Raw genomic sequence first — 18,243 nt, 5'->3', positions numbered from 1 at the left:
CCCCAGGGCCTGGTTAGGCTAGCCTTAGCTCAGGACGGCACTCGTTCGTCCGCCGGGGCGCACTCCTCGGTCACACGGACAGTCGGTCACACGGACGGGGGACGACTCAGGTGACAGCGGTGATGCCACGGCGCGAGGCCGCCACCACGCCGCTGGCCCCCGTCACCGCAGCGCTCCGGGCCATGTTCGGCACCGACGACCTCCCCGGCCTCGCCCGGGGCCTGCTGGTCGACGACGAGCTCGGCTGGGCGCCCGCCACCACCCTGATCGACGGCAGCCGCCTGCCGGAGCTGCTGAACGGCGCCGCCGTCCGCTGGGGCGGCACCCCGCACGCCTGCGCCGCGCTGGCCTGGAAGTCGTACAGCTACTGGGCTGCGTTGCCGGTCGTGCTCGGCTGGGCGTCCGCTCGCCGGGTGCCGTTGCTCGATCCGACCGACCTGCTGATCCACTTCGAGGACCACCGGCAGCTGCTCACCATGGGACTGCGCCGGGGCACCACCGTGGCGGTGCTGCCGAACGACCCGCTGGCGCTCGCCGGCCTGCCGGAGGTGCGGGTGGTCGCCGACGAGGCGGAGCTGCTGGCCGCACTGCGCGCGTCCCTGCTCGACGCCCATCTGGCGCCGCTCATCACGGCGATCCAGTCCGAGGTCCGGGTGGGCACCCGGACGCTGCTCGGGTCGGTCGCCTCCGGCATCGCGCACGGCATCCTGCGGGCCGCGGACGGTCTGCCCGGCTCCACGGTGCAGAGCATCGACACCCTGCTCGGCGCACTCGACCTGACCGACCTGATCGAGCTGGTGCCCGGGCCGGCCGGTGAGCCGACCGTGCAGCGGCGCACCTGCTGCCTCGCCTTCACCCTGCCCCGGCCGAAGGTCTGCCAGGGCTGCTGCGTCCGCTAGACCGGGTCTCGTCCGCACGGCTCAGTCGGTCAACGGCCGGACGTCCCACACCCACACGCCGCCGGTGAAGACCGGTTGGATCCCGGTCAGCTCGGTCATCCCCCGCCGCAGCGCGGTCTCGTGCTCGTGTGGCCCGAGGATGACCACCCCGGCCCGCCAGTAGCGCAGGTCGTCGACCGCCCGGACCCGACTCTGTGGGGTGATCGGCGGCACCGCCCCGGTGCGCCGGATGGTGGCGAAGAAACTGCTGGTGGGGCGAGGAGTCGCACCGAACAGTGCGACCTTCGGCGGGTCGGCGTTCGGTCGGGTGTCCGGGCCGAGGAAGTAGCCACGAGCCAGCGGCATGTCCAGCCGAGTCGACGCCGACCAGCGCAGCGGCTCCGCGTACGTGGTGTCCGGCAACGGCAGGGTCACCACACTGCGCCCACCGGCCACGTACGGACGCCACGCCCCACTGGTCACGAAGCTGGGAACCGGGTCGAGGTGAGCCACGGGCAGCGGGGTGGGGACGATCGGCAACAGGGCCATCGTGAGCACTGTGGCGGTGACGAAGCGGACCTGCCCCCGGGCAGCCGGGTGCGCGTCGGCCAACTCGCGGGCCCGTTCGGCGCCGTAGGCGAGCAGCAACCCGATGATCGGGGTGATCGCCAACGCCCAGCGCGTCGGCACCACCGAGTGCAGGATGGGCAGGTTCTCCAGCGCCGCCCAGGGGCCCGGCACACCCGTACCCCGGTTGTCGAAGCGGACCTCCCGACCCAGCGAGAGCACCGCGAAGAGCAACCCGAGCGCGGCCAGGGCGAGCACCACTATCGAGCGGCGCAGCCACCAGACCAGGGCGATCACCAGCACCAGCAGCGCCCAGCCGAAGAAGCTGTTCTCCTCGGTCGGGTTCTTGGCCAGGCCCGCGGCGGTGCGCGCGCTACCGGCGAGTGATTCCCGGGAGTACGCGACGAACGAGGCCAGGTCGCTGGAGTAGCCCCGGATCAGGCGGGACAGCCCGGAGTACGCGTCCGGTCCGAAGAACTGGACGTACAGGGGGTACGCCAGCAGGAGCCCGGCGACCCCGGCGGCGACGGCCAGGCCGGCGAGGAAGGTTCGGGCCCGCGAACGCAGATCCGCGCGTCCGACGGCGAGCACCCCGATGATCACGCCGAGCCCGATCGCGGTCATCAGCAGGATCTCCAGGTTGAGGAATGCCTGCCAGACGATGACGAGCGCGAGGAGGACCCCGTTGCGCAGCCAGCGGCCCGGTTCGCCGAGTCGCAGCGTGCGCCAGATGATCAACGGGACGACGAACTGCGACACGATGTTCGGGTGCCCATTGGCGTGCGACACCATGGCCGGCGCGAACGCGCAGAAGCCGGCGCCCAGCCACGCCGGCCCCCGGCTGCCGATCAGCACCCGGGAGAGCACGAAATACCAGGCCGTGGCGGTGGCGATCATGCCGACGGTGAGAAAGATCAGAAATGATGCCCGCGGTCCGAACAACAGGGTGACAGGCGTCATTGGCAATGAAATGGATAATACGGACGTATTGGCCATCAGATTCACGCCGTCGGGGACGTTCATCTGATTGGAATGGAATGGATACGCAAAGTGCGTGACGACTTGCGCTCCGTGGGCCATCATCCATTCAAACTGCGACTGATCGGACTGGTTGTCCCGCACATCGCTGCCCGGGTCCAACCAGAGTCGACCGGTGACCCAGAACCCGAGCACCACGAAGCTCAGCACGGCGGCAAGATCGGCCCACCTCCCGCTGCGGGCAGGCCGAGCGACACCGGAGGCCCCCTCCGCCGACGACGCGGCGGCCGGGCCGCCACTGTCGCTGGGCACGTCCGGTTCAGGAGTAGTCATGACAATTCATAGGGTAGTCAGCGCATGGCACCGCCGTGACATGTTTCGGGGTACTGCCGTACTATGTGCCGGGTTCGCCGACCGCCGATCACGAACCCACCCCCCGACCACAATTCGGCCACCCCGATGCCTCGATTCTTTCGCCGTCCCAGCGGATGATTCACTCTGTCGGTCCAGGCACGGGTCGAGTTCATATCGTGAGGAATCGACGCATGGCAGAAATCACTGGGGATCAGCGCGTTCAGTCCGAGGTGCTGGAAGGCCTTGCGACAGCTGTCAACCACCGTCGCTGGTTCATCGAACTGGCCGTGCCGTACCTCGGCGACGACCCGATCGAGATCGGCAGCGGCCTTGGTGACTACGCGCTTGAATGGTCAGAGCTGCTGCCCCGGTTCACCGCCACCGAGGCCGACCCGGACCGGCTGGTGCAGCTGAAGGAGCGCCTCGCCGACCGTCCGAACATCAACGTCCGGCAGATGCTGCTGCCGCACAGCGACCGGGGCGACTACAGCGCCGCGGTCTCGTACAACGTCCTGGAGCACATCGAGGACCACGTGGGCGCGCTGCAGAGCATGCGCGACCTGGTCCGACCCGGCGGCGCCGTGATCATCATCGTGCCCGCGTTCCAGTTCGCGATGAGCCCGGCCGACGTCGCCACCGGGCACGTCCGCCGCTACACGAAGAAGACCCTCGGGGCGGCGATGACCGACGCCGGCCTGACCATCGAGAAGATGCACTACGCCAACGCGCTCGGGCTGATCGGCTACTTCATGGCCACCAAGGTCTTCCGCCTGATGCCGAAGGAAGGCCCCATGGTCAAGGTGTACGACACACTCGTCCTGCCCGCCACCAAGGCCGCCGAGCAGCTCGTACTCCCGCCCTTCGGCCAGTCCGTCTTCGCCGTGGCCCGCGTCCCAGCCTGACCCGGCCCCGGCCCCGGCCCCGGCCCCGGCCCCGGCGATCTTGCACTTCCTGTTGTCCTTATGCCCTTTATGTCAAGGATGTCGGGACAGAAAGTGCAAGATCGCGGGAGCTGGGGGCGGGTTTAGTCCTTGATCTGGTACGTGGGGCGGATCACCGCTCGGGCCAGGGTGTGGAACGTGAGGTTGAAGCCGACGTAGGCGGGGGTGGCGTCCGGGGTCAGGTCCAGGCGGTCCACGTCCAGGGCGTGCACCGCGAAGACGTACCGGTGCGGGCGGTCACCGGGCGGCGGGGCCGCCCCGCCGTAGCCCTGGTCGCCGTAGTCGTTGCGGACCGAGAACGCCCCGCCGAGGTCGGTGCCCGCCGCACCGCCAGCGCCGGTGGGCAACTGGGTGACGTTGACCGGCACGTTCACCAGCACCCAGTGCCAGAAACCGCTGCCGGTCGGCGCGTCCGGGTCGTAGCAGGTCACCGTGAAGCTCTTCGTCTCGGCGGGGAAGTCTGACCAGGTCAGCTGCGGCGAGACGTTGTCGCCCCCGGTGCTGCCATGCGCGTGCCGGGCGTCCATCGGCTCGCCGTTCTGCACGTCGTCACTCGTCAGCGTGAACGAGGGCAGCGTCGGCAGCAGCTCGTACGGGTCCGGGGCGATCGGTCGTTCCAGGGTCATGGGGACGCGTCCTTCCGATGTGCGGAGATACCAGCCCCTTCTTACCCCGCCACGGCCCTCCCGACGACCGGAAGCTGGCGCTGACCCAGTGTGGTTTCGCAGAGCTACGTTTGAGGTCGGGCAACGTTCCTCAGGGGGACATCGTGGCCGGCATCTGGCGGGACTTCGCGATAGCCGTCATCACCGCGTTCCGCCGCCGGAACGAGCGAGCCATCTCCGACGAACGCGGACGCGCTGTCGAGCGACTGGCCGAGGAGACGATCCGCCGGGAGTGCCGAGCAACCGACCCGCCGGAGTGACCGGAACGCGGGGCACCGGACCGCTTCGCCGCTGACCGTCAAGATGACCTCATGGGGCGGACTTTCGGGGCACGACCGATGGCGACCCCGGAGACACACCGACCCATCCTGTTCGAGATCTTCTTTGACCTGGTCTTCGTCTTCGGCCTGATCCGGGTCACCACGTTCATGAGCCAGCGACCCGCGCCGGTGACCTTGATGCAGGGATTCCTCGTACTCCTGCTGCTCTGGATCTCCTGGCTGGTCTACTCCTGGCTGGGCAACCACGTACGGATCGATGTCGGGTTGATCCGTGCCGGCGTCACCGTCGCGATGGCGGCCGTCTTCCTCGTCGCTCTCGTCATCCCCGACGCCTGGGGGACCGGACCGGGTACGACGGAACCACGGCTGATCTTGGTGCTGGCCTACATCGTCCTTCGAGTTGTCGATCTGGTCCTCTTCCGCTGGGTGGCGGCCGGCAACCGGCAGGTGCGCAGGACCATTCGCCTCTACGCCCTCTCCACCACGCTGTCCTGGATTCCACTCATCCTCGGCGCCGTGTTCGGCGGCACCGCACAGATCCTGCTCTGGGCGCTGGCCCTCACCATCGACATGGGCGGCGGGGTGGTGTCCTCGGTGCTGAGCGGGTGGCCGGTGCGGAGCCCCAGCCACTTCGCGGAGCGACACAGCCTCGTGGTGATCATTGCGCTCGGCGAGTCCCTGATCTCGGTCGCCGCCGGCATCGGGGTACAGCGGGCCCGTGGACCGATCCTGCTGGCCGCGCTCCTCACCCTGGCCGTCACCGTGTGCCTGTACTGGCTCTACTCCGCGAGCGCGGCAACATCCAGGCACGCGCTGACGACGGAGTCCGGGCTGCGGCGGGCCCACGTGGGTTCTGACGCCTACAGCGTTGCCCACTTCCCGGTGCTCGCCGGAACCATCTACGTGGCGCTGGGAGTCGAGCAGGTGCTGGCCGGCCTGGCACATGAGGAGGCCCACGGCATCTCGGACTGGATGCCCGCCGTCGGGTTGTTCGGTGGGACCGCCCTGTTCCTCGCGGGCCGGGCGACGTTCCTGAGTCTCAGCGTCCGGTGCGTACGACCGGGGCAGTTCGTCGCCCCCGTCGTAGCGCTGTCGCTGCTCCCCGTCGGCCGTTACCTGCCCGGCCTGGCCGCGCTCGGCCTGCTCACCGCGTTCCTCGTCGTGCTGCTCAGCTACGAGGCGCGGACCAGGCGATCCGCGAGGAACGATCAGCCACAGAGTTCACCGGAGTGACCGGGCTGATCAACGCGCCCAACGAACGAACCGCTCGAACACTTCGCCAGCCGCGACCCGACACGCTCCGCGTCACCAACTCCCCACCTCTAACCTTTGAGCCGACTTTGGGGCTACCCTACTTTTGTCACTTCCCCCAAAGGAGCGCCAAAGGATGTCCCTCGCCGAACAACAGGATCTTGAAGCCATCCTCGCCGGCACTGCGGCGCGGAAGCGTGAGAGCAGCATCCTCGACTTCAAGGTGGCCAAATCCAACCTGAAGGATGCGTGGGCAGACCTGGCCGAAGCGTCTGTGTGCTTCGCGAACGCGTCCGGCGGAACCATCGTCGTCGGAGTCTCCGACACTCCAGGCGGACCCGAAGCGTTCATCGGGTGTGAGCTGGACGAGCACACATTGCGTCAGCGCATCTACCACCTAACGATGCCGGGCCTCCTTGTTGAGGTGGACGTCGTTCGCTTCGCTCACAAACGCCTCCTCGTAATCAGGGTGCCCGAAGGGTTGGAGGTGTACTCCACGACTCGCGGGTACACCTACCACCGGGTCAATGACGAATGCCTGCCCATGCGTCCCGCCGAGGTGAGCCGTCTAGCAGAGGAGCGAAGAGGGGTTGACTGGTCTGCCGCGCCCAGCTCACGCTCGCTGGAGGACGTGGATCCTCTTGCTCTCAGACAGTGCAGGCGACTTCTTGCCAATTCCGTCGACTCGCGACGCCAGTCATACGCGCGCCTTTCAGATCATGACTTACTCCGCGCACTGAAAGCAGTGGGCGACGACGAACGACTGACCCGCGCGGGTGAACTGTTACTATGCACGGCCGCCGCGTCCGCCCCAGCCGATGCAGTAGTTTATCAGCACAGAAAAACCCAAGCTGGGGAACCCGACGCAATCATGCGCCTGGGCACGCCGCTCGTTCTCGCATTCGATGAGCTCCTACAGGCTATCCGCGCACGTCAAGGCATAACCCCAGTAACGCTGGCCGATGGACAACAGCTTCAAATTGAAGATTACCCGATGGCCGCAGTGCGAGAAGCCGTCGCTAACGCGCTTATCCACGGTGACTGGCGTGCTCGTCTGCCCGTGTCAGTCGAGCACTCGTCGCAGTACCTGAAGGTAACATCCCCCGGTCCACTGGTGAGCGGCATCACTGTCTCCAACATTCTGACCAAGGGATCCAGAGCCCGCCACCCCGCCTTGGCCTCAGCCTTCCGCTTGCTCGGACTGGCGGAAGAAGTCGGACAGGGCGTTGACCGAATGTACCGGGAAATGATTCGCTCCGGACGCGACACACCTCTAATTTCCGATGACAACGACCAGGTAAGTGTCCTTTTTCGCGGACAGGCGCCGAACACTCGCATCACCAAATTTCTAGCGACGCTTCCGCCGGAAGAGCAGGACGACACGGACGCCCTGCTGATTGTCCTCGTCCTCTGCTCTAAACGAACAATCACAGCGAAGCAGCTAGCACCGATTATTCAGCGTTCCGAACTGGAAGGACAGGCTGTCTTGCGACGACTGTCAAGTGACCCTTCCATGTTATTGGAACCAACCAGGGGGACCGCGAATCGAACTCAGCCAACTTACCGACTAGCGGCTGAATCACTCACCCGCCTCGGGAATGCCGTCGCTTACCACGGGCGAAAGAGCGATGAGGTAGACCGGAAGGTCATAGAACATATGCGAGACTACGACGAGATCAACAATAGGACCGTTCAACGCCTGTTTGACGTCGACGTTTATGCTGCTCGCGACATTCTGAAAGACTTGGTCGACAGGCAGATCATTACCCGGACCTCAGAGCAGACACGCGGTGTCGCTGTAAGATACGGCCCGGGTTCGCTCTTTCCAGCAACTGGAAAGAAGGGAAGCTTTACGAAGAACAAGAGGATCGCAAATTTGGGGGATAAATTGTTTTAGCACTTCGCCGTTACATGCTGCCGAACTCGACTCGCTTCGACAGCGTTAAGGCCGCCACAGCGGGATGACGCGAGGCGGCACTGTCAGCCGCCTCTCAGCGCCCGCCCACCGGCAGCGGTCGGACGGCCCGCGGCACGCTGCCCTGTCATTAGTGAGGGGCGGAGGGTGTGGGATTCGAACCCACGAAGACATCGCTGCCTTACCGGTTTTCAAGACCAGCGCCATCGGCCACTAGGCGAACCCTCCTGGGCCGCCACCCGTGGGCGTACGGCCACGCATAGTCTGCCACGGCTCGTTCCGGGCGGCCCGACGTCCCTCCCCGGTGCGCCGGCCAGCAGGTCTGTTGGGTCCACTGTGGGCTGGAGGGTGCGCCTGCGGCACCCGGTGGGATCGGGAAGACTGGGCCCATGCGAGCGATCACGATTCCGGAGCCCGGTGGTCCCGACGCGCTGGTCTGGGCCGAGGTGCCCGATCCGGAGCCGGGCCCGGACGAGGTGATCGTGGATGTGCGGGCCGCCGGGGTCAACCGCGCTGACCTGCTGCAACGGCAGGGGCATTACCCGCCCCCGCCGGGCGCGCCCGCGTACCCCGGGTTGGAATGTTCTGGGGTGATCACGGTGGTTGGTGCGGAGGTCGCCGGTTGGGCGGTCGGGCAGCAGGTCTGCGCGTTGCTGGCCGGCGGCGGGTACGCGGAGCAGGTGGCGGTGCCCGCCGGGCAGTTGTTGCCGGTGCCGGCGTGTGACCCGGTCGACGCGGCGGCGCTGCCCGAGGTGGCCTGCACTGTCTGGTCGAACCTGGTCCAGGTGGCGCGGCTCGGCGCGGGCGAGACGTTGCTGGTGCACGGCGGGGGCAGCGGGATCGGCACGTTCGCTGTGCAGTTCGGGGCGGCTCTCGGTGTGACAGTGCTGACCACCGCGCGGGAGGCCAAGCACGCCCGGCTGCGTGAGCTGGGCGCGGCGCACGTGATCGACTACCGGGAGCAGGACTTCGTCGAGGAGGTCCGGCGAGTCACCGACGGGCGCGGCGTGGACGTCGTCCTCGACATCATGGGTGGGTCCTACCTGGGGCGGAACGTGTCCGCGCTGGCCAACGGCGGTCGGCTCGTGGTGATCGGGATGCAGGGTGGGCGCAAGGCCGAGTTGGATCTCGGCGCGCTGCTGGCAAAGCGGGCGAGCCTCACCGCGACGTCGCTACGGTCCCGACCGCTCGCCGAGAAGGCGGAGATCGTCCAGGGCGTACGGGATGAGGTGTGGCCGTTGGTCGAGGCGGGCCGGATCCGGCCGATCGTGGACCGGCGGCTGCCGATGACCGAGGCCGCGGAGGCGCACCGGCTCGTCGAGTCGCACGATCACTTCGGCAAGGTGCTGCTCACCCGCCCGGCGGGCGGCGGGTCGGCCGTCAGCTGAGCACGCCAACCGGGTCGGCTGTCAGTTGAGCGAGCTTGCCAGCGTCGGGTCGTCGGTCGGTCGGGGCAGCACCAGCCGGGCGCCCGGGCCCTCGCCGGCCAGGGTGTCCCCCGGGTTGTTGAGCATGCAGCGCTGCAGGGACAGGCAGCCGCAGCCGATGCAGCCGTCCAGGTCGTCGCGGAGCTTGGTGAGCAGCCGGATGCGCTCGTCCAGCCGGCTTCGCCAGCTCGCCGAGAGCCGAGCCCAGTCCTGTGGGCTGGGGGTGCGGGCCTCGGGGAGCGAGTCGAGTGCCTCTCGGATCTCGTCGAGCGAGACGCCGACCTGCTGGGAGATCCGGATGAACGCGACCCGCCGCAACTCGGCGCGGGCGTACCGGCGTTGGTTGCCGCCGGTACGGTCGGCGCGGATCAGCCCGAGCCGCTCGTAGTAGCGCAGCGCCGACGGTGCCACCCCCGAGCGGGCGGACAACTCACCGATCGTCAATAGATCCGGCATCCCCAGGTCCTTGAGTTGAAGTGCACTTCAACTCACACAGTAGTGGCATGACCACCACACTGACCACCGACAGCAGCGCCCGGCTGCCCGGACTGATCCGGCGACTGACCGGCGACGAGAAACACGCGCCGAGCGCGCACTCCACCGTCGACGTGCTCCAGGTGCTCTACGACCGGGTGCTGCGGGTCACCCCCGACAGCGTCGACTACCCGGAACGGGACCGTTTCCTGCTCTCCAAGGGCCACGGGCCGGCCGCCTACTACGCGGTGCTCGCCGCGCACGGCTTCATCCCGGACGCCTGGCTCGACGACCTGGCCGGGCCGGAGAGCCGCCTCGGCCACCACCCGGACCGACGCCTGGTGCCCGGCGTCGAGATCAGCTCCGGCTCCCTCGGGCACGGGCTCGGGCTGGCCGTCGGCACCGCGCTCGGCCTGCGCGCCCAGGGACTGCACAAACCCCGGGTGTACGTGCTGCTCGGCGACGCCGAACTGGACGAGGGATCCAACCACGAGGCGATCGCGTACGCGGGAGCGACAGGCCTGGACAGCCTCACCGCGGTCGTGGTCGACAACTCCTCGGCCAGCTACGGGTGGGCCGGTGGTATCGCCAGCCGGTTCACAGTCAACGGCTGGACCGCCGACACCGTGAACGGTCGGGACCACGACGCCCTGTACGCGGCGCTGACCGGGCACCGGCCACGACACCCGCACCTGGTGGTTGCCCGCATCGAGAGCAAGGGATGACCGACATGCGTACCGCCTTCATCGACACCACCACAGCGCTCCTCGACGAGGATCCGCGTACCGCACTGGTGCTGGCCGACATCTCGGTGAGCCAGTTCACCCCGGTAGAACGCCGACACCCGGACCGGGTGCTCAACGTGGGCATCCGGGAGCAACTGATGATCGGTGTGGCCGGCGGGCTCGCCCTGACCGGGCTGCGTCCGATCGCGCACTCGTACGCGACGTTCCTGGTGGACCGGGCGTACGAGCAGATCAAGTTGGATCTGGAGCACCAGGGCGTGGGTGCCGTCCTGGTCAGCATCGGCGCGTCGTACGACGGGTCGGCGGAGGGCCGCACCCACCAGTCGCCCGGCGACGTGGCGCTCTTCGACTCTCTCGGCGACGGCTGGACGGTCCGGGTGCCCGGCCACCCGGACGAGGTGGCGGCACTGCTCCGCGACGCCGTGACCAGCGACGATCCGATCTACGTGCGGCTCTCCGAGCAGCGCAACACCGAGGCGTACCCGGATGCGGCCCGGCTACGGGTGCTGCGGCGGGGCGGGGCGAACGCGCCGCTCGTGGTGGCGGTCGGACCGATGCTCGACCCCACAGTGGCGGCTACCGAGGGGATGGACGTGACTGTGGCGTACACCCACACACCGCGGCCGTTCGACACGCGCGGGCTACGGGCGCTCGCCGGCACCGACGTGGTGCTGGTCGAGCCGTACCTGGCGGGGACGTCGAGCGCGGTCGTCAGCCGGACACTGGCGGACGTACCGCACCGGCTGCTCGCCCTCGGGGTGGGTCAGACCGACCTGCGACGGTACGGCGATCCGGCCGACCACGCCCGGTGGCATGGTCTGGACGCCGACGGCCTGCGGCGGTCGATCAGCGCGTTCCTGGGGTCACTTGGCGGCTGAGACGGCGGGGCGGCGGCGAGCGCGCTCGCGCCCGAGGATCCAGATCGCCTCGACGCCGTCCTTCCAGGTGATCTTCTTGCCCTCTTCCCGGCCGCGCGCCCGGTAGCTGATCGGCACCTCGTACGGGCGGATCCGGCGACGCAGCAGCTTGCCGGTCACCTCGGCCTCCATGCCGAAGCCGCGCGAACGCACGTCAAGCGACCGGTAGAGCGCCACCGGCATCAGCTTGAAGCAGGTCTCCAGGTCACCGATGTACGAGTTGAACAACACGTTGGCCGCCATGGTGACGCCCTTGTTGCCCATCACGTACCAGAAGCTGTAGGCACTGTGGCTGCCGAACGTGCGATTGCCGTAGACCACCGTGGCCCGCCCGTCGAGCACCGGGTCGAGCAGCTTCGGGATGTCCTGCGGGTCGTACTCCAGGTCGGCGTCGAGGATGACCATGTAGTCGCCCTCGGCGCTGTCGACAGCCGTCTTGATGGCGGCACCCTTGCCGGCGTTGCGCTGGTGGGTGATGACCCGCAGGCGGGCGTCGTCTGCGCGATCGAGGACCTCGCCGGTGCCGTCCCGGCTGCCGTCGTCGACGACGACCAACTCGATCTCGCAGGGGTAGTCCACCGCCAGTGCCTGCTTCAGGGCATCCGCGATGCGTTCTTCCTCGTTATAAACCGGCATGAGGATCGAGAGCTTCACGGGGATCTCCACGGTGGCGGCAACACGTCGGACATAGCCTAGCCTGGCTGGTTTGTTAACCACGTACCGCCACTGCGGGGCAGCCGGCGCGGCGGGCTCAGATCAATGGTGTTTACTTCCGCCATGTCGGCTGCCGGCTCCCTGCTCGCGGCGGTTCCTGCCGCCGCGGTGCTCCTGCTCACCGTCGCGACGAGGCCACGCGAGGTTGGCGCGGTGACACCGCTGCGGCTCGCCGTGGTGCGCGCCGTCCTACTCAGTGGGGCGTTCGCGGTGCTCGTCGTCGAGGTGCTCGGCGCGTCGCACGCGCTGACCCGACAGACGTTCACCGTCGCCTGGTTGCTCTTCCTGGCCGCGGCCGCGACGGCGGCCGGTCTGCGCTGGCGACGGGCGACCCGCCGCCGGCAGCCGCCCGCCGCCGCACCGCAACCGGTGCCGGTCGGGGCCGCGCCGGTGCCGGTCGGCGCTGTGGTGTCCGGTGGCAGCCCCGACGTTTCCCCCCAAACCGCCGAGCGCGGTGAGCCCGACCCCGCGCCGACCCCTGCCGGCCGCGGGCCGGCCGGCCTGCTCGCCGCGGCGGTCGACACCTGGCGTACGGCCCGACCGGGCGAGCGGCTCCTCGCCGGCACCGTCGGCGGGCTGGTCCTTGTGGAGTTGCTGGTCGCGCTGCTGGCCGAGCCGAACAACTTCGACTCGCAGACCTATCACCTGCCGAAGGTGGAGCACTGGGTGGCCCAGGGCGACCTGGACTTCTGGCCCACCGCCATCCACCGGCAGGTGACCATCCCGCCCGGAGCCGAGTACCTGCTGCTGCACCTGCGTCTGCTCACCGGCGGCGACCACCTGCACAACCTGGTGCAGTGGGCGGCCGGAGTGGTCTGCCTCCTGGTGGCTGCACGCATCACCGCGCAGCTCGGCGGTGGCCGGCGGGCCCAGTTGCTCACCGCGTTCGTGCTGGCGACCACGCCGATGGTGGTGCTCCAGGCGACCAGCACGCAGACCGACCTGATCTGCGCGGCGTGGGTGGCCTGCGCGGCGACCCTGGCGCTGGACGGGCTGCGTCGACGGACCGGCTGGGGCACCCTGCTCGGGCTGGGGGCGGCGACCGGCCTGACCGCGGTGACCAAGACCAGCGGCCTGATCGCGGTCGGCCCGCTGCTGGTGCTCTGGGGGTTGGCCCAGCTGAGGCTGGCCCGGACGGATCGACCGGCACCTACTGGTCCGGCAGCGACCGGCGGGGGTCGGCGGTCCTGGAAGGTCGGCGGGCTGGCCCGCACGGTCGGCGGTTCGGTGCTGATCCTGGTGGTCGCGGCAGTGGTGGTCGGCCCGTTCCTGGCCCGGGTGACCGCCGAGTTCGGGCACCCGCTGGGGCCGCCCCGGCTACGCGAGTCCATCCCGATGGAGCGGCACGACCCGGCGTCGATAGTGGTCAACGCGCTGCGGATCGGGCACACCGCGTTCGACACACCGCTGGCGCCCCTACGTCGGGCCGGAGCCGACGTGATCATCAGCGGCGCCGAGGCGATCGGAGTCGACCCGCAGGACCGCGCGATCACCTTCGGCCGGGAGCTCTTCCCGGAGCCGGCCTGGTATCCGGACGAGGACCGGGTGGCGTTTCCGCTGGCCGGGGCGTTGGCGGTGATCGGCGCGGTGATCGCGCTCGCCCGACCACGGCGGATCGCCCCCGAGCGGGCCGGGTCACTGCGGGCGTACGCCGTGGTGGTGCTGACCGCCGTGCTGCTGCACACCGCGATGATCAAGTGGCAGCCGTGGGGCAACCGGCTGCTGCTCTACGCCGTGGTGCTCGCCGTGCCCCTCGCCGGCCTCTGGCTGGACGCGCTCCTGCGCAACCGCGCGGGTGGGCGTCGTTCGGTTGCCACAGTGGTGGCCGTCACCGTGCTGGCCGCCTCGGCGCTGGCCGGAGTGCTCGCGCTGTCGTACGGCTTCCCGCGCCGGCTGGTCGGCTCCGGCTCGGTCTTCACCACCTCGGACTGGGACACCCGGTTCCTGCGCCGCCCGCAGTGGGCCGACGAGTTCCGCTGGGCGGCGACAGCGGTCCAGGACAGCGGCGCGCGACGGACCGGGCTGGTGCAGCAGAACGACAACTGGGAGTACCCGTGGTGGCTGCTGCTGCGGCAGCCCGACGGCGGCTCACCCGACCTGGTGGCGTTGCAGTCGGTGCTGCCGGAACGACCGCCGGCCGACCCCTCCTCGGTCGACGCGATCGTCTGCACCGGCAACAAGGCGGCCTGCGCCAAACTCGTCCCGGCCGGCTGGCGGCTGGAGTTCCGCGGCTACGTCGGCTACGCCCTGCCGCCGGGCCGCTAAACCAGAAGCAGGCCCGGATAGTCCGATCCGGGCGGTTCTGCAGCCCGCGCGCAAGGATCTGAGGCGCATTCACATCTGTTGATCCGCACGTTACCGTCTGGTAACTCAATCGACGTCCCGCGATTGAGCCGAAAGGAGTGCGTCGATGCCTGCAATCCCCGCCAGGCCCGAACGCGTGACCCGACGACGGGCCATCACCGTCGTCGTCGCCGTTGCCGCTCTCGTCCTACCGATGCTCGCCGGACCGGCCACCCCCGCCAGCGCCGCCGACCGACCGACAGTCCAACCGCTCCCCGCCAACCTCGAAGCCGTCCGTGCCGCCGAGGCGACAGCCCTCTACGGCAGCCCGATCCGCCCGATCGAACAGCGTCGCACCGCGTTGATCACCATGGGTGACAGCGAGATCTCCGGTGAGGGGGTCGGAAACTACGTCCCCGGCACCCACCAGGACGGCAACTGGTGCGACCGCTCGTACGACCAGGCGGTGTTCCGCACCGGCATCACGTCGGACGCGCAATACAACATCGCCTGCTCCGGCGCCACCCCCTGGAACCTGATCGCCGGCGGCCCGACCCAGCACAACGAGCTGAACCAGGGCGACTACCTGGGCATCAAGGCGCGCAACACGCACGTGAAGCTGATCTGGGTGGTGGTCGGCGCGAACGGTGACGGCACCATCCAGTTCGGTCCGGTCGCCACCGACTGCGCCATCCGCCGGGTCACCTTCCAGGGCGCCTGCTACCCCACCTACACCGACCAGTGGACGATCCGGACCGACGGCAGCCGGCAGGCCGTCCAGGCGGCGCTCACCGACATCCGGCAGACCATGACCAACGCCGGCTACCTGCTGTCGGACTACGAGCTGGTGCTGATGTCGTACCCGAGCCCCGGCAGCCCCGACGTGGAGGACAACCCCAACTTCCCCGGCTGGTACTCCGGCGGTTGTCTGCTCTACCTGGCCGACGCGGCCTTCGCCCGGAACAAGGCGGTGCCGATGTTCGAGTCGGCGCTGCGGTCGGCCGCGGCGAACACCGGCACCCGCTACCTGGACGCCAGCCGCCTCTTCCACGGCCACGAGGTGTGCACCGACAACACCTCGGTCCGCGGCCTCTACATCGAGGTCGGCATCTGGAACGAGAACGCCGCCCGCCAGTCGTTCCACCCCAACGCCCGTGGGCACGGCATGTTCGCCCAGTGCATCACCCAGTTCTGGAACTCCGGGCAGACGCGGGCCAGCTGCGTCGACCCGGCCAGCACCGGCGGTGGCGTGCTCTACCCGGGGCTGCTGGAGTTCAAGCAACTGCGCAACCTCGCCACCGGCACCTGCGTCGACGGCAAGGGGTACGACTCCCGCAACGGCACCGCGCAGCAGCCGTACTCCTGCCACGGTGGGCGCAACCAGGGCTTCTGGTACGACTCGGCCCGGCGGTCGCTGCACTCGGAGCTGTCCCACGACAGGTGCCTGGACGTCGCCAACAGCTCGATGACCGCCGGCACCGCTGTCAACATCTACGACTGCAACGGCACCGGCGCGCAGCAGTTCGTCTTCGTGGGTAACCAGATCAGGCCGGCGAGCGCCAACAACCTCTGCGTGGCGTTCGACAACCCGTTGCTGGGCAGCTCTCGCCTGCGGTTGGCGAACTGCTCCAACAGCACCCGGCAGCAGTGGTCGTTCGAGGCCCGTACCGCCGCCAACCCGGTGGGCTACGGCCACGACGACTTCGTCGGCTCCCGAGTCTACTGATGAGGGAAGGGGCCCTGGCGTGGACCAGGGCCCCTTCGCTCACTTCGCGTGGGGAATGAGGACGAGCCGGGCCACGCCCTTGTCGCCGTCCTTCGCGCCGGCGACGCCGAGCGTCGCGCCGACCTTGACCTCGCTCGGCTGCACTGTGGCCCGCCGCTCCACCACCCGCAGGTCGTCGCCGAAGGTCCAGGTCATTGTGAAGCCGTCGGTGGACTTGACGGTCATCGAGTCGCCGTCGATGGCCGTCACCTCGCCGCGCTGCACGGCGACGGTCTGCGTACCGCCGTCCTTCGTCTTCACCACCGCCTCACCGTGCAGGGTGTTCTTGCGCAGCAGCACGCGGGCCTGGCGGCGCTTGCGCCACTCCTCGCCGCGCTTCTCCCGGGCCTTCTCCTTCGCACTGGGGGACGCACCCGGCGTCGGGGTGGCCGGTGCGGCGATGGTCCGCACGTCCAGGTCGTCGGCGTCGAAGCCCATCGCGGTCAGCGCCTGACCCTCGACTCCCATGGCGGCGGCGACCTCGACGGCGACGTCCCGGGCGGGCTGGCTGGCCACCTCGGCCGCGCCGCAGCCGCTGACGCCGAGCGCGACCGCCGCGAGCAGTGCCGTGGTGCCGGTGGCGATACCCCAACGTGGCATGACTCTTCCTCTCGTCCGTGGAGCCCTCAGCCTTCCCGGGAACGACGAGCGGAGCGTCAGGCCGATGTTCGGGTCAGGTAAGGATCACCGGGCAGCCGGACGGTGAAGGCGGCACCGCCCTCCGGCGCGTGGCCGGCGGTGATCTCCCCGCCCAACCGGCGGACCAGCCCGGCGGCCAGCGCCAACCCCAACCCGCTGCCCACCTTGCGCACCCCCCGGTACCGCTCGTGCAGCGCGCCGCGTTCGAAGGCCACCGCCAGGTCGTCGTCGGTGAAGCCGGGCCCGCCGTCGCGGACCTCCAACACGCCGCCGTGCGCCGGGTCCGCGCCGGCCGGCCGAACCGCGAGCACCACCGGCGACCCCGGGGGTACGACCCGCAGCGCGTTCTCCAGCAGCCCGTCCAGCACCTGCCGGATCCTCCCCGGATCGGTGTACGCGGGCACCGGCTGACCGGGCGTCTCCACCCGGAACAGCACGCCCACCGCCGCGCACCGACCGGACCAGGTCGGCTCCGCGTCCACTGCCAGTCGGGTCAGGTCCACCGGCACCGGTTCGAGGGGGAAGTCGGCGGCCTCCAACCGGGCCAGTGCCAGCAGGTCACCGATCAGCCGGTCCAGGTGTTGGGCCTCCGCCAGCACCGTCCGACCGGTGTCCACCGTGTCGTCGGCACCGAGCACCCCGTCGGCGAGCGCCTCGGCGTACCCCCGGATCGCCGTCAGCGGGGTGCGCAGCTCGTGCGAGACGGAGAGCAGGAACTCCCGCTGTCGACCCTCGCTGGTGGCCAGCGCGGCAGCCAGCCCGTTCAACGCCTCGGCCAGGTCGGCGACCTCGTCCGGCGACTCGACCGGCACCCGGACGGCGCGGTCACCGGCGCGCAGCCGGGCGGCGGCGGTGGCCGCGACCCGGATCGGCCGGGCCAGCCGACGGGCCAGCAGCAGGCCGGCCACCACACCGGCGGTCAAGCCGGCCAGCAGCGGCAACCAGAGACTGAGCAGCACCTGGGCCCACAGCCCGTTGGCCAGGGGACGGGAGAGCACCACCCCGTTGCCGCCAGGCAGGGCCCGACCCTCGACCAGGGCCCGCGCACCGTTGACCGAGCGACGAGCCGACACGTTGCGGCCCTGCCCGATCCGCTGCACCACCCGCGGTGGCAGACCTGCCCGGTCGACCGCCCCGCGCCGGATCAGGTACGCGTCGATGCCCTGGGCACGTAGTTGCTGGATGAGCCGTTCCTCGTCGGCGCTGCGACCCCGGTCGAGGCGGGTACGCAGCACCTCGGCCGCGAGCCGGGCCTGGGCGGCGAGCGCCTCCTGCTCGCTGCGCTCCGCGCCACGGATCGCCAACGGCACCGCGACGATGGCGGTGACCAGCACCGACACCAGCGCCACCGCGCAGGTGACGAGCACCGCGCGGGCGGTCAGCGTACTGCCGAATCGGCCTCGTCGCGGTGCGGCCGGTGGGGTGGCGCCGACCACCGGCAGGGCCAT

16 protein-coding genes and 1 tRNA gene are annotated in these 18,243 nt (G+C 69.5%); 10 read left to right on the top strand and 7 right to left on the bottom strand.

Annotation, left to right across the window (positions count from 1 at the left end):
• Window positions 1–122: 122 nt before the first annotated feature.
• Entirely contained in the window at window positions 123–899 is a 777-nt protein-coding gene (locus KBX71_RS27070; RefSeq protein ID WP_124822460.1) for an IucA/IucC family C-terminal-domain containing protein, read from the top strand.
• 21 nt (window positions 900–920) lie between these two features.
• On the opposite strand, the gene KBX71_RS27065 is transcribed toward KBX71_RS27070, so the two are convergent.
• On the bottom strand, window positions 921–2,756 hold the full coding sequence (locus KBX71_RS27065; protein WP_210820610.1) for a hypothetical protein: 1,836 nt from the start codon (window positions 2,754–2,756) through the stop codon (window positions 921–923).
• 212 nt (window positions 2,757–2,968) lie between these two features.
• Here KBX71_RS27065 and KBX71_RS27060 point away from each other — a divergent pair, with 212 nt between their 5' ends.
• The gene (locus tag KBX71_RS27060; RefSeq protein ID WP_210820609.1) at window positions 2,969–3,679 is read left to right on the top strand and encodes a class I SAM-dependent methyltransferase; all 711 of its coding nucleotides are present in this window, start codon (window positions 2,969–2,971) and stop codon (window positions 3,677–3,679) included.
• 122 nt (window positions 3,680–3,801) lie between these two features.
• Here KBX71_RS27060 and KBX71_RS27055 read toward each other — a convergent pair whose 3' ends face one another.
• Window positions 3,802–4,344 (bottom strand): YbhB/YbcL family Raf kinase inhibitor-like protein, encoded by a 543-nt coding sequence (locus KBX71_RS27055; protein WP_210820608.1) that lies wholly within the window; start codon window positions 4,342–4,344, stop codon window positions 3,802–3,804.
• Between the two features lie 143 nt (window positions 4,345–4,487).
• Between KBX71_RS27055 and KBX71_RS27050 the strand changes: the two genes are divergently transcribed.
• The 3 genes from KBX71_RS27050 to KBX71_RS27040 all read left to right on the top strand — a co-directional run bounded on the left by KBX71_RS27050 (window position 4,488) and on the right by KBX71_RS27040 (window position 7,812).
• Complete coding sequence (locus KBX71_RS27050; RefSeq protein WP_210820607.1) at window positions 4,488–4,643, top strand: hypothetical protein; 156 nt, start codon at window positions 4,488–4,490, stop codon at window positions 4,641–4,643.
• A 51-nt stretch (window positions 4,644–4,694) separates the two neighbouring features.
• Window positions 4,695–5,897: a low temperature requirement protein A gene (locus KBX71_RS27045; protein ID WP_210820606.1), complete on the top strand. Its 1,203-nt coding sequence runs from the start codon at window positions 4,695–4,697 to the stop codon at window positions 5,895–5,897.
• Window positions 5,898–6,051: 154 nt separating this feature from the next.
• A complete protein-coding gene (locus KBX71_RS27040; protein WP_210820605.1) occupies window positions 6,052–7,812 on the top strand; it encodes an RNA-binding domain-containing protein in 1,761 nt (586 codons plus the stop codon).
• Window positions 7,813–7,971: 159 nt separating this feature from the next.
• Here the strand turns inward: KBX71_RS27040 and KBX71_RS27035 are convergent.
• Window positions 7,972–8,058: transfer RNA gene (locus KBX71_RS27035), tRNA-Ser, on the bottom strand.
• 161 nt (window positions 8,059–8,219) lie between these two features.
• Here KBX71_RS27035 and KBX71_RS27030 point away from each other — a divergent pair.
• A complete protein-coding gene (locus KBX71_RS27030; protein WP_210820604.1) occupies window positions 8,220–9,218 on the top strand; it encodes an NAD(P)H-quinone oxidoreductase in 999 nt (332 codons plus the stop codon).
• 21 nt (window positions 9,219–9,239) lie between these two features.
• On the opposite strand, the gene soxR is transcribed toward KBX71_RS27030, so the two are convergent.
• Window positions 9,240–9,713 (bottom strand): redox-sensitive transcriptional activator SoxR, encoded by a 474-nt coding sequence (gene soxR / locus KBX71_RS27025; protein WP_124822468.1) that lies wholly within the window; start codon window positions 9,711–9,713, stop codon window positions 9,240–9,242.
• 47 nt (window positions 9,714–9,760) lie between these two features.
• Between soxR and KBX71_RS27020 the strand changes: the two genes are divergently transcribed.
• Window positions 9,761–10,456 (top strand): transketolase, encoded by a 696-nt coding sequence (locus KBX71_RS27020; protein WP_210820603.1) that lies wholly within the window; start codon window positions 9,761–9,763, stop codon window positions 10,454–10,456.
• Window positions 10,457–10,461: 5 nt separating this feature from the next.
• Window positions 10,462–11,355: a transketolase family protein gene (locus KBX71_RS27015; protein WP_210820602.1), complete on the top strand. Its 894-nt coding sequence runs from the start codon at window positions 10,462–10,464 to the stop codon at window positions 11,353–11,355.
• On the opposite strand, the gene KBX71_RS27010 is transcribed toward KBX71_RS27015, so the two are convergent.
• The gene (locus KBX71_RS27010; protein ID WP_210820601.1) at window positions 11,341–12,048 is read right to left on the bottom strand and encodes a glycosyltransferase family 2 protein; all 708 of its coding nucleotides are present in this window, start codon (window positions 12,046–12,048) and stop codon (window positions 11,341–11,343) included. The two genes, KBX71_RS27015 and KBX71_RS27010, sit on opposite strands and share 15 nt — an antisense overlap.
• A gap of 123 nt (window positions 12,049–12,171) precedes the next feature.
• Between KBX71_RS27010 and KBX71_RS27005 the strand changes: the two genes are divergently transcribed.
• Complete coding sequence (locus KBX71_RS27005) at window positions 12,172–14,373, top strand: glycosyltransferase family 39 protein (RefSeq protein ID WP_210820600.1); 2,202 nt, start codon at window positions 12,172–12,174, stop codon at window positions 14,371–14,373.
• 145 nt (window positions 14,374–14,518) lie between these two features.
• Entirely contained in the window at window positions 14,519–16,117 is a 1,599-nt protein-coding gene (locus KBX71_RS27000) for a ricin-type beta-trefoil lectin domain protein (RefSeq protein WP_210820599.1), read from the top strand.
• 39 nt (window positions 16,118–16,156) lie between these two features.
• On the opposite strand, the gene KBX71_RS26995 is transcribed toward KBX71_RS27000, so the two are convergent.
• Together KBX71_RS26995 and KBX71_RS26990 are read right to left on the bottom strand one after the other, a co-directional pair.
• A complete protein-coding gene (locus KBX71_RS26995; protein WP_196929031.1) occupies window positions 16,157–16,756 on the bottom strand; it encodes a hypothetical protein in 600 nt (199 codons plus the stop codon).
• A 56-nt stretch (window positions 16,757–16,812) separates the two neighbouring features.
• On the bottom strand, window positions 16,813–18,243 hold the full coding sequence (locus KBX71_RS26990) for a sensor histidine kinase (protein ID WP_374102648.1): 1,431 nt from the start codon (window positions 18,241–18,243) through the stop codon (window positions 16,813–16,815).

This window comes from Micromonospora sp. D93 (assembly GCF_018070365.1).
GTDB lineage: Bacteria > Actinomycetota > Actinomycetes > Mycobacteriales > Micromonosporaceae > Micromonospora > Micromonospora ureilytica.
The sequence above is the reverse complement of the archived record's forward strand: the minus strand, read 5'-3'. Positions and strand labels throughout refer to the sequence as shown.

Bases quoted from the DNA above. Each gene is read 5' to 3' on its own strand.
- KBX71_RS27070 (WP_124822460.1), top strand. From the start codon at position 123: ATGCCACGGCGCGAGGCCGCCACCACGCCGCTGGCCCCCGTCACCGCA.
- KBX71_RS27065 (WP_210820610.1), bottom strand. From the start codon at position 2,756: ATGACTACTCCTGAACCGGACGTGCCCAGCGACAGTGGCGGCCCGGCC.
- KBX71_RS27060 (WP_210820609.1), top strand. From the start codon at position 2,969: ATGGCAGAAATCACTGGGGATCAGCGCGTTCAGTCCGAGGTGCTGGAA.
- KBX71_RS27055 (WP_210820608.1), bottom strand. From the start codon at position 4,344: ATGACCCTGGAACGACCGATCGCCCCGGACCCGTACGAGCTGCTGCCG.
- KBX71_RS27045 (WP_210820606.1), top strand. From the start codon at position 4,695: ATGGGGCGGACTTTCGGGGCACGACCGATGGCGACCCCGGAGACACAC.
- KBX71_RS27040 (WP_210820605.1), top strand. From the start codon at position 6,052: ATGTCCCTCGCCGAACAACAGGATCTTGAAGCCATCCTCGCCGGCACT.
- KBX71_RS27030 (WP_210820604.1), top strand. From the start codon at position 8,220: ATGCGAGCGATCACGATTCCGGAGCCCGGTGGTCCCGACGCGCTGGTC.
- soxR (WP_124822468.1), bottom strand. From the start codon at position 9,713: ATGCCGGATCTATTGACGATCGGTGAGTTGTCCGCCCGCTCGGGGGTG.
- KBX71_RS27020 (WP_210820603.1), top strand. From the start codon at position 9,761: ATGACCACCACACTGACCACCGACAGCAGCGCCCGGCTGCCCGGACTG.
- KBX71_RS27015 (WP_210820602.1), top strand. From the start codon at position 10,462: ATGCGTACCGCCTTCATCGACACCACCACAGCGCTCCTCGACGAGGAT.
- KBX71_RS27005 (WP_210820600.1), top strand. From the start codon at position 12,172: ATGTCGGCTGCCGGCTCCCTGCTCGCGGCGGTTCCTGCCGCCGCGGTG.
- KBX71_RS27000 (WP_210820599.1), top strand. From the start codon at position 14,519: ATGCCTGCAATCCCCGCCAGGCCCGAACGCGTGACCCGACGACGGGCC.
- KBX71_RS26995 (WP_196929031.1), bottom strand. From the start codon at position 16,756: ATGCCACGTTGGGGTATCGCCACCGGCACCACGGCACTGCTCGCGGCG.
- KBX71_RS26990 (WP_374102648.1), bottom strand. From the start codon at position 18,243: ATGGCCCTGCCGGTGGTCGGCGCCACCCCACCGGCCGCACCGCGACGA.